Origin of the sequence: Pedobacter sandarakinus (assembly GCF_026240095.1) — a bacterium.
Taxonomy (GTDB): Bacteria; Bacteroidota; Bacteroidia; order Sphingobacteriales; family Sphingobacteriaceae; genus Pedobacter; species Pedobacter sandarakinus.
The window spans coordinates 111,326-122,687 of record NZ_JAPIVG010000003.1; the positions used below are offsets into that span (position 1 = coordinate 111,326).

The window sequence follows — 11,362 nt, forward strand, 5'->3', positions numbered from 1 at the left end:
CGAAAACCAAATATTGCCATGAATATTGAACAACACCAAATTGCACAACATAACGACTCGCTATCTGCTTCGCATTACCGAAAATTAAACTTTCTGAAAGAAGAATGGCCACATGATCTGCTTGAGAATGTCATTCAGAAATTAGTAGATTTTCAAATTGCAATTCCAAGTTGGGCTTTAGGTACCGGCGGAACACGTTTTGGCAGGTTTGCGATTACCGGAGGAGAGCCGCGTAACATCGAAGAAAAAATAGAAGATGTGGGCTTGCTCCATGCTTTAAACCGTGCAAGTGGCTCCATCTCTTTACATATCCCCTGGGATATTCCTCAAAATGCAGAAAAATTGAAAGCACTGGCTGGTAGTTATGATCTAAAGTTTGATGCCGTGAATTCTAATACTTTTCAAGATCAACCCGGAGCACCTTTTAGCTATAAGTTCGGATCGCTCCAAAATGTGAATAAAGAAATTCGTAAACAAGCCATTCATCATAATATTGAGGTAATTAATCAGGGTATTGCTTTAGGTTCTGATGCATTAACGGTATGGTTGGCAGACGGATCTTGTTTTCCTGGTCAGTTAAATTTTAGGAAAGCGTTTGAAAACACCTTAGAAAGTTTGCAAGAAATTTATGCTGCCCTGCCAGAAAATTGGAAAATGTTCGTAGAGTATAAGGCATTTGAACCAAATTTTTACGCTACTACCGTTGGCGATTGGGGTCAATCATTATTATACGCCACTAAGTTGGGCAAGCAGGCATATACATTGGTTGATTTAGGGCACCATTTACCTAATGCCAATATCGAGCAAATTGTCTCGCTGCTTTTAATGGAAGGAAAATTAGGTGGTTTCCATTTTAACGATTCTAAGTATGGCGATGATGATCTAACTGCTGGAAGTATCAAGCCGTATCAGTTGTTCCTTATCTTCAGTGAACTTGTAGAAGGTATGGACGCTAAAGGGATGAAACATGCAACAGATTTGGGCTGGATGATTGATGCCTCCCATAACATAAAAGATCCATTGGAAGATTTGCTACAATCCGTAGAAGCTATTATGATCGCTTACGCACAAGCATTGATGGTTGATAGAGCGGCTCTTAATGTAGCGCAAAACAATAATGATGTAGCTAGAGCACAGGAAATTTTGCAAAGTGCTTTTCGCACAGATTTGCGACCGCTAGTTGCTGAAGCAAGATTAAGAGTAGGTGCAGCACTTTCGCCAGTGGCCATATATCGCCAATTGCAAGTAAGAGAGCATTTAACCAATACCCGAGGCAATACCATAGCAACAGGTTTATAATAGCAAAGTATAAAATGTCAAAACCTGTTATCGCCATCTTCGATGTAGGAAAAACGAATAAGAAGCTCTTTTTAATTGACGAGAGTTACCAAATCGTTTATGAAAGATCGGCACGTTTTGTGGAAACTGTTGATGAAGATGGTGAGCCATGCGAGAATCTTGAGCGCTTGAAATCTTCTGTATTTGAGGCATTGCACCAGGTTTTTCAGCTGGAAGAGTTTGATATTAAAGCAATTAACTTTTCCACTTATGGTGCAAGTTTTGTCTATCTGGATGAACACGGTGAGCCATTAACCCCACTCTATAACTATTTAAAACCCTATCCAGATCACCTTGAACGAGCCTTTTACGCTGCCTATGGTGGCCAGGAGCAAATTTCTTTAGCTACTGCTTCACCGGTTTTGGGCAGTTTAAATTCAGGTATGCAGGTTTATCGTCTCAAATATGAAAGGCCCGATTTGTTTGCTAAGGTTAAGTATGCCCTGCATCTCCCGCAATACCTTAGCTACCTCATTACTGGGCGGGCTGCGGCAGACATTACCAGTATTGGCTGCCACACGCAACTCTGGGATTTCGACCGCAATCAATACCACCAATGGGTGTTGCAAGAGGAGATTGATGGCAAGTTTGGCGCATTTACACCTGCAGATGCCACAATTAGCGCACAGTTTGATGGCAAACTAGTTAATGTTGGGGTGGGCTTGCATGATAGTTCAGCAGCGCTAATTCCGTATCTGGCGAACTTTAATAAGCCATTTATACTTATTTCCACGGGCACTTGGTGCATTACATTAAATCCTTTTAACCAAGAAATCCTAACAACCGAGGAGTTAAAACAAGATTGTCTCTGCTACATGCATTATCGGGGAAAACCTGTTAAGGCATCTCGAATTTTTGCAGGCTACGAGCACGAAGTTCAATTGAAAAGGATTGCCGAACATTTTGATAGGGCAGCATATTTGTTCAAACATCTCAAGTTTAATCCATCACTGATTTTAAAGTTAGCCGGTAAAGTGCCCGAAAACTCAGTTCCACAGGCTTCTTTTTGTGCCGTTTCCGGATTTGCAGATCGCAAGCTTAGCTTATTTCAAACCGCAGAAGAAGCTTATTATCAATTGATATTTGATTTGGTAAAACAGCAAATTTACGCATTGAAGCTAGTCTTGAATTCAGATGTAAAAAGGATTTTTGTAGATGGCGGATTTGGGAAAAATGCACTTTACATGCAATTATTGGCCAATGCCATTCCGCATATCGAGGTCTATGCCTCATCGGTATCGCAGGCAACAGCAATAGGAACTGCTTTAGCTATCAATGCAGGCTGGAATAATAATCCGCCGCCTACAGATATGATTCAGCTTAAATACTATTCGGCTATACAACGATCATTTGAATCTTTTTAATTTACTATCTTAACAATCCAATAAAAAGGGCATTTTGAAACCAGAAGATATTATTGATTATATCCAGATTGATGAGTACTCGTCGACCCCCAAGTATAAGCAATTAACAAACGCAATTTTGCATGGAATTGAATTGGGGAAATTTGAAAAAGGTAGCCTGCTTCCTTCTATTAATGAGCTGAGTTTTAGTTTGGAAGTTTCCAGAGATACAGCAGAGAAAGGATATCGAAATCTTCGCAAGCTCGGAGTAGTAGATTCTGTTCCAGGGAAAGGTTATTTTATCATCAACACAGATTTTTCCAGGAAACTTAAGATATGTTTGCTCTTCAATAAGTTAAGCACTCACAAAAAAATTATTTACGATTCTTTCACCGAAGCCATCGGCGAACATGCTGCAATAGATTTCTACATCTATAATAATGATTTTGCATTGTTTAAAAAGATGGTCATTAGTAAGCGGGATGAGTATAGCCACTTTGTAATTATACCACACTTTTTAGAAGGAGGAGAGAACGCTCATGAGGTTATTAATACGATTCCAAAAGAGAAACTTATTATTTTAGATAAGCTCTTGCCTGGTGTAACGGGCAATTTTGCTGCGGCGTACGAGAATTTTGCCCAAGACATTTATGATGCTCTGGAGCAGGCATTAGATCGGTTATCATGTTATAATACGATCAAAATGATCTTTCCAAAAGGAAGCTATTTTCCCCGGGAAATTTTAACTGGTTTCTACAGGTTTTGCCAACAATATGCTTTTAACCATAAGGTAATACATAATATTAATGAGGAGGAAATTAATGCAGGGGAGGTCTACATTAATTTGATGGAAGACGATCTTGTTGCGTTAATAGAACGCTTAATCGTCCAGAACCTTAAAATTGGAGAAGATGTTGGCGTTATTTCGTACAATGAAACGCCATTGAAAAGAATTATTCTCGACGGAATCACTACTATCTCAACCGATTTTAAGAATTTAGGAAGCCTGGCAGCCGCCTTTGTGCTCAATGGGAAAACCGAAAAAGTGGCGGTGCCATTCTACTTAAATCTGCGAAAATCCCTTTAAATATTCGGTTCCAAAACACTATTAAATTGTTCAACACGCCTAGTCGCAGTGATCCTAATTGTTAGTAAAATTCACTTCTATGATTAAGAATATACAGCTGAGAGCCGTATTTTAGCACATATTTTTAAACAGGTATGAGTGAAAGCTTTGAGGAAGAAAATCAGGCATTGGCAAATCCGTACGATTATGTGTTGCAAGATTTTAATCTGGAAAATCTTAATGGCGTATTTATCCTCAAACATTTAAACCAGCAAATCAATACGGCAGAAAGAGGTTTTTTTGATCTGTATCCCATTCAAATTGAGCTGAACTTCGCTGCCTTTGAACACCTCGATCAAGAAAAATTCTTTCCCGTAGTGCAAATTCGCCAGGAGGAAAACCTGGTAAGGCTATCTTGTCGTTGTGCAACACCCAAAAACAAACTCTGCGAACACCAGGCACAGGTTCTTTATAACTTACTTCATCGAGAAGATTTTGCCATTTTTTTCGATCAGCCCCTGAGAAACCAACGCCTAACGAAGTTGGCCGTTAATTATGGGTTAGCGCATGAAAGCAACCTCGATTTACATTTCAACATCAGCTACGAGGCCGGTGCGCTTAGCATTAAACCGGTTATACCTCAATTGCAGTCTTTTGGTAAGAGTGAACAAGACCTAATGAAAGATTTACTGCTGCCAAAGCAGAAGGATGTGCTACAGAAATTAAAGCAGATAGACATCCATAAAACCATCATGGTTTTGGGTAATCATCGCTATTATAGCAACCTTAACATCGAACTTTATGAAACAGAGAGAACCAGGGCAGGAAAGATTAAAAATCCACTTAAAAACATTGATGTAAATGCGCTTAAATTTAAAGCTGATGATATCGACGAACTTAAATTTTATAGTGGAGTAGGTGTTTTTCAACAAAATTATAACAACGATCAGGTAGAGGCAGAACTCGAAGCTTTGCAGGCTATCGTTAAAAATCCACTTCAGATCCCTGTTTTCTTGCAAAACCTATCCGAGCGTTCGGTGCAAGCCAATACCATTTCCCCTATACATTTAAATTTATTAGCGGTTGATTTACGTCTTAGCGTAAATCAATTGAACGATTTTTTTGAGATTACCGGTAGACTAATGATCGATGGAAAATCTTACGAATTGGATAATTTGGTTTTGGTTCACCAGTATTTTATTAAACTGAAAGACCAGCTTTATCTCATTGCCAGATCAGATTTTTTAAAAGTTATTGGCTTTTTTAAGAAACAGAGCAATAGGTTAATTTTGCATAAGTCGAAATATTCAGAGTTTAAAAAAACCATTTTAATACAGCTCGAGGGTAGTATCAGGGTAGATTACGCTTACCTTAAACCTGCCACACCTGGCCAAATTGAGGAAAAAGGATTCGACCTGGAAAATGAGCAACTTATCTATCTTTCAGAATCAGAAGATTTTATACTAATTACGCCGGTAATGCGCTATGGCAATCTCGAGATCCCGGTGCTTTCTAAACGGCAAATACAAGCCCAAGACAAACTTGGTAACATCTTTACGCTTCATAGAGATGAGAAAGCGGAGTTACAGTTTATTGGGTCGGTGTTAAAACAACATCCTTATTTTTACGAACAGGAAAGTAATGATGCTTTTTACTTGCACCGGAAAAGATTTTTGGAGGAAGATTGGTTTCTCGATGCATTTGAAAATTGGCGGAACAAGAGTATCCACATTCTTGGTTTTAATCAACTTAAAAACAATAAACTTAGCCCATATAAGGCCAATATTAACATTGAGGTTTTAAGTGGGACAGACTGGTTTGAAACTAAAGTAAAGGTGAAGTTTGGCAAGCAGCAGGTTGCGCTAAAACATTTGCATAAATCCATCAGGAATAAAAGCAAGTTTATTACGCTTGATGATGGCACCCAGGGAATTTTACCCCAAGAATGGATGGAGAAATTTTTAACGTATTTCGCCGCCGGAGAAGTAGCTGAAGATAGCATTCTAACGCCTAAGATCAGATTTTCTACCTTAACTGATCTATATGAGGATGCCTTGATTGATGGAGAAGTTAAAAATGAACTTAAACGATATCAACAGCAGTTCGAGAATGCTACAGAACTGACATCGGTAGGAGTGCCCGCTTCGCTGGAAGCAACACTTCGAGATTATCAAAAAGACGGCCTTAACTGGCTCAATTTTTTAGATAATTTCAATTTTGGCGCCTGCCTTGCCGATGATATGGGCTTGGGTAAAACTATACAGGTAATAGCCTTTATCTTATCGCAACGGGAAAAAGTTACCCATAATACCAACCTGATTGTGGTCCCCGCGTCACTTATTTTCAACTGGCAAAGAGAGATCGAAAAATTTGCCCCTTCTATCAAGGTACGAACTGTTTATGGAAATGAGCGAACCAAAACGACCCACGATTTTGACGATTTTGAGATTGTTATCACTTCTTATGGCACCTTGCTAGCCGACATTCGTTTTCTTAAAGATTACTACTTCAATTACATTATCCTTGATGAATCGCAAAGCATTAAAAATCCCGAATCACAAAGGTATAAAGCCGTGAGATTGCTAAAATCAAGGAATAAGATTGTTATGACTGGTACGCCGATAGAAAACAATACCTTCGATTTATATGGACAGTTGTCTTTTGCTTGTCCGGGTTTGTTTGGTAGTAAACAACAGTTCTCAGATTTATACGCTACCCCTATTGATCAATTTAAAGACAGCAAACGGGCAGCAGAATTACAGCGCAAGATTAAGCCGTTTATATTACGGAGAACCAAGGAAGAAGTTGCCAAAGAACTGCCAGATAAAACCGAGATTATCCTGTATTGCGAAATGGGGAGGGAACAGCGGGAAGTTTACGAGGCCAATAAAAAGGAAATTCAAGATTTTATACTAGGTAAAACCGATGATGAACTGCCGAAAAGTGCCATGCATGTTCTTAAAAGTATCACCGTTTTGAGGCAAATTTGTAATTCGGCAGCCCTTCTGGCAGATGGGAAGTCCTATCTTCAGTCATCATCTAAAATTGAAGTTTTGCTGGAGCAAATCGAACACAAGGCGCCCAATCATAAAATTCTGGTTTTTTCTCAGTTTGTAACCATGCTCGATTTAATCCAGGTTCGTCTAAAAGAGAAGGGAATTAACTATGCCTATTTAACAGGTAAAACACGAAATAGGGAAGCCGTGGTAAAAAGCTTTCAGGAAGATCCGCAAATGCCCGTTTTTTTAATCAGCTTAAAAGCTGGTGGCACCGGACTAAACCTCACGGCGGCAGATTATGTTTTTTTGGTCGATCCCTGGTGGAACCCGGCTGTCGAAAATCAAGCAATAGATCGTGCATACCGCATCGGCCAGCATAAGAATGTAATGGCCGCACGTTTAATCTGCCCCGATACTATCGAAGAAAAAATTATGAAATTGCAGGCAACAAAAAAAGATCTCGTAAAAAATCTTATCCAAACCGAAGGTGGAATGTTTAAAAATTTAACCAAGGATGAATTACTCAGTTTGCTAAGCTAGTGCTGGGTGCTTCCCGATTAGGTCTTAAATTGAAGGTCAACTTGATACTGGTAGTCTAAAAATTTTGGAACATTTTCGCTCTCTATAATTTTCCAATCTTTTTTCTCGGAAATGAATATAGGTTCAACTAGTCCCGAAGCTGCTGCCGCTGCGGTATAGAATTCCATTCGGCTAGGGTGCGTAGGGGCACACGCGTTATAGGTTCTGCCAAAGGCCCGCTTTTCGATAATTTTAGTTGCCAATCCCACGGCATCTTCCTGGTGAATTAAGTTTACAGGTGCCAGGCCATTTGGAACATCAGTTTTTCCTGCAAAAAATCTTCCCGGATTTCTATCAGGGCCAAATAATCCCGCAAAGCGGATGATGGTGTAATTTGAAGATTGTTTTACAATTTCTTCTGCTTGCAATACCATATTGCCAGACTCCGTATCGGGATTGGTGTTACTGGTTTCATTTACAACTTCGTTTCCATCTCCATAAACACTGGTAGAACTAATAAAAATGATGTTTTTTGATTGATGATCAGCGCTTGCTAAAATTGCCTTAATCTTTTGTGGGTAGTCGGTCAATTCTGCCGAGTTGCGTTTCGGTGGAATAGCGATCAATAATACGTCTGCATCAAAAAATGATGAGTCTGCTAAAATCTTCTCTGCTGTAAAATTAATCAGGTAGGGTTCAATCCCCGCTTCCGAAACGGTTATTAGCTTATCTTCAGTGGTAGTAGAGCCTTTCACCACATAGCCTAGTGCAACCATCTTCTTTGCAAAGGCAAAACCGAACCAGCCACAACCTAAAACAGAAATAGTTTTTAAGGGATGCAAAATCGACATAAATAATAAAAATTAATAAAATACGAAGGAATGTTATTACTCACTTCTGATGGCCTACGCTTTTGCGCTTAAGCGATTCAGCAATTACGCCTTACCCAAATTATAACAAGCCCTACACCGGGGTTCGTAACTTTCCTTTTCACCCAGAAGTACCGTAGAATCGTTAGCTACTGTTCTGTAGCTATACAGCGCCGGGTTCCCGCAACAAACACATACCGCATTCACCTTTGTTACATGCTCAGCTATCGCCATTAATGCAGGCATTGGTCCGAAAGGTTTGCCTGCAAAATCCATATCCAAACCAGCAACAATTACCCTAATACCCCTCATGGCAAGTTTACTGCAGACTTCCGGTAGTTCATTATCAAAAAACTGAGCTTCATCAATACCAACCACTTGGGTATTGGTACCTAAAAGTAAAATGGCCGAGGCACTATCTACAGGCGTGGAATTAATCGAGTTTAAATCGTGCGAAACTACCGCAGATTCATGGTAACGGGTATCAGTACGGGGTTTAAAAATCTCTACATTTAACTTTGCAATCTGGGCTCTTTTTAATCGGCGAATTAGTTCTTCTGTTTTTCCAGAAAACATAGAGCCACAAACGACTTCAATACTCCCCGAAAATTCACCCCTCCTTCTAAAATTTTGTTCGCTAAATAACATGCCCTATTTATTATGCCCTTTATGTTCGCTATTAATTTAAAACCGAACAAATATGAGAATTATGTGTTATTTTTGAACACATAGTTACCAACATAAATCAGTTAAAAAAACGTTTCAAGTTTATGATGAACGCACAAGATATCTTTAAGAAAGTAGGCCATATTTTAACCGAATTAAATGAGCAGCATCGCTTCCTTGCTCAAAATCCACAAGAGTTAAATGATTTGGAGCTTGAATTATTTTTAGCTAACGCCGATTTTCTTGCAGACCATATCCGGGTTGTTCAGAAATTGAATTTAAAAGCGGAGCCGGTTAAGCAGGCTTCCAGTGCAGGGTTGTTGGCCGAACAAAATACCATCATTTTGCCAGAAACACCCCCAAGTTATCTTCCGGAAAGTGAATCCTTTGCCATGCCAGAGCTCGAAGAAATTGCTGCTGCAGAAGAAGATGAAGAACGCATTGATATCAAACCTGAACAGGAAGTACAGGACGATGAAAAGGTAAAGGAAGATTTGGCTGATACCTTATTGGAACGTGACTTCTTTAAACCAGATCAGGAAGAAAATACTTTCGAGTTTGTTTTGGGTCAGCATAGTGAAGATGATCAATTTGATTACGAAGCAAAGCCTGTTGAAGAAATTTTCGACAGACCACTAAGCCGGGCAGAGGAAGAGATTTTAGCTGAAAGGAAGAAGGCAACTATAATGCCCGTTGAAGAGGAACCATTGGCTGTAGAAGATGAATTGGTAGCAAACGATGAAGATGAGATTGGCCCTGAACCATTTTTGATTGCAAAGCAAGAGGAAACACCAATAGTTGAACCAAAGCCCCAACCGGTAGCTGAGCAGTTGCCCGAGACTAAGGCAGAGCAAGCATCACCAATTGCACCTTTGAGAGATGTAAAACTAGATGAACCTATTATCTCTCCGCCGGTAGCAGAACGGCCAATTTTTACACCCGAGGCCGTTCCTGTGCGACCTGTACATCAATCCAGTGCTCCAAGCCTCAACGAATTATTGGCGAAAACGAATAGTGGCCCTAAAGCTGATGAACCCGTGAAGGCACCCATTTCCGACCTCAAACAGGCTATCAACTTAAACGAGAAGCTTTTATTTATTAAAGACCTGTTTAAAGGTTATAATTTAGCTTATTCTGAAGCTATTGATATTGTAAACAAGATGAATAGCTTCGAAGCGGCAGATAGTTTTTTACAAAGCAATTATGCTGCTAAGTACGAATGGGCGAATAAACAGGCTACTGTAGATCAATTTTACGAATTACTTAACAGGAGATTTAATTAGGCAGGGTTCATCTTAGAAAAAACCCATTCTATTCGAATCTAACTTTAAGAAGATGAATAATAGAATGGTGAAACTCCAAAGAGACGACCCACCATAACTTATTAAGGGCAATGGAATTCCAATTACCGGGATAATGCCTATCGTCATCCCGATATTAATGAATACGTGGAAGAAGAGGATACAAGCTACGCAATAACCATACACCCTTGAGAAGGTAGATCGCTGTCGTTCTGCAAGATTAATTAGTCTAAGCAAAAGAAAGATATAGAGTCCAATAACTACACTACATCCCAGAAAGCCCCATTCTTCTCCGATAGTGGAAAAAATAAAATCGGTACTTTGCTCGGGCACATAACCGTATTTGGTTTGCGTACCTTGTAGAAAGCCACGCCCCGTTGTTTGGCCAGAGCCAATTGCAATTTGCGATTGGATAACATTATAACCAGCACCTTTATTATCTGTTTTCAAACCAAGCATTAATTCGATACGACTACGCTGGTGTGGCGCAAGTACCTTCTCATAAGCAACCTTAATTACAAACAAATAACCAATGGCAAAAATTGTAACCAAAATGGTCGAAAAAATGATTTTTTGCTTCCGTCGGTTATTGTAGATAAATAGGCCCGCTATGGCTATGATGATAATAATCAGGATGTACGTTGGCACTAGAAAATCGGCTACAAAAAGGACAATCATCCCCAAAAAAATCAATAAAAAATAGCCCGATAATCCTTCACGGTATAAGGGGAACATGAAAGATAAAAATACCAAGGCAGAACCCGTATCGGGTTGCAGCATTATTAAAACCAATGGCGCAGCTACAATAACGCCAGCTATTGCAATCGACTTAAAGTCTCGAAATTTAGGATTAAAGGCCCCGACGTATTTAGCCAAGAGCAGTGCGGTGCCAAACTTCGCAAACTCTGCAGGCTGCAGTTTGAATGATCCTATCGCAATCCAGGCCTGATTGCCGGCTACCTTATTTCCAATGACCAAAACAGCCAGCAGCAAGAGCAAAGTGCCACCGTAAATAACAGGTGCAAATACATTGAAAAGGCGTCCGTCGAATAAAAGGATAGATAGGCCTAAAATTAAACCAGTGATTACGTAGATAGATTGTTTGCCATAGCTACTGGTAAAATCAAAAACGCCTGCCTTGTCTGGATTATAAATGGAAGCATAGATGTTGATGAAGCCAATTGCACAGAGTGCAATATAGATTAAAACTGTAATCCAATCTACGTTAAAAAAGAAACGACCACCTTGTTGCTGCTGCATG

General features: G+C 39.7%; 8 protein-coding genes. 5 read left to right on the top strand and 3 right to left on the bottom strand.

The features are described from left to right. The first annotated feature begins 18 nt into the window (after window positions 1-18). The 4 genes from OQ268_RS09045 to OQ268_RS09060 all read left to right on the top strand — a co-directional run bounded on the left by OQ268_RS09045 (window position 19) and on the right by OQ268_RS09060 (window position 7,286). Complete coding sequence (locus OQ268_RS09045) at window positions 19-1,299, top strand: sugar isomerase (protein ID WP_265855807.1); 1,281 nt, start codon at window positions 19-21, stop codon at window positions 1,297-1,299. Window positions 1,300-1,313: 14 nt separating this feature from the next. After that, window positions 1,314-2,702 carry an FGGY-family carbohydrate kinase gene (locus tag OQ268_RS09050; protein ID WP_265855808.1) on the top strand — a complete coding sequence of 463 codons (1,389 nt, stop codon included), beginning with the start codon at window positions 1,314-1,316 and terminating at the stop codon, window positions 2,700-2,702. A gap of 34 nt (window positions 2,703-2,736) precedes the next feature. Next, a complete protein-coding gene (locus OQ268_RS09055; RefSeq protein ID WP_265855809.1) occupies window positions 2,737-3,768 on the top strand; it encodes a GntR family transcriptional regulator in 1,032 nt (343 codons plus the stop codon). Between the two features lie 134 nt (window positions 3,769-3,902). Next, on the top strand, window positions 3,903-7,286 hold the full coding sequence (locus tag OQ268_RS09060; RefSeq protein ID WP_265855810.1) for a DEAD/DEAH box helicase: 3,384 nt from the start codon (window positions 3,903-3,905) through the stop codon (window positions 7,284-7,286). Window positions 7,287-7,303: 17 nt separating this feature from the next. On the opposite strand, the gene OQ268_RS09065 is transcribed toward OQ268_RS09060, so the two are convergent. Next, complete coding sequence (locus OQ268_RS09065; RefSeq protein ID WP_265855811.1) at window positions 7,304-8,116, bottom strand: SDR family oxidoreductase; 813 nt, start codon at window positions 8,114-8,116, stop codon at window positions 7,304-7,306. 84 nt (window positions 8,117-8,200) lie between these two features. Continuing rightward, window positions 8,201-8,782 (bottom strand): thymidine kinase, encoded by a 582-nt coding sequence (locus OQ268_RS09070; RefSeq protein ID WP_265855812.1) that lies wholly within the window; start codon window positions 8,780-8,782, stop codon window positions 8,201-8,203. 122 nt (window positions 8,783-8,904) lie between these two features. Here OQ268_RS09070 and OQ268_RS09075 point away from each other — a divergent pair, with 122 nt between their 5' ends. Then, the gene (locus OQ268_RS09075; protein ID WP_265855813.1) at window positions 8,905-10,083 is read left to right on the top strand and encodes a hypothetical protein; all 1,179 of its coding nucleotides are present in this window, start codon (window positions 8,905-8,907) and stop codon (window positions 10,081-10,083) included. A 12-nt stretch (window positions 10,084-10,095) separates the two neighbouring features. Here the strand turns inward: OQ268_RS09075 and rodA are convergent, their stop codons facing one another. Then, window positions 10,096-11,361 carry a rod shape-determining protein RodA gene (rodA, locus tag OQ268_RS09080; RefSeq protein WP_265855814.1) on the bottom strand — a complete coding sequence of 422 codons (1,266 nt, stop codon included), beginning with the start codon at window positions 11,359-11,361 and terminating at the stop codon, window positions 10,096-10,098. Window position 11,362 lies beyond the last annotated feature (1 nt).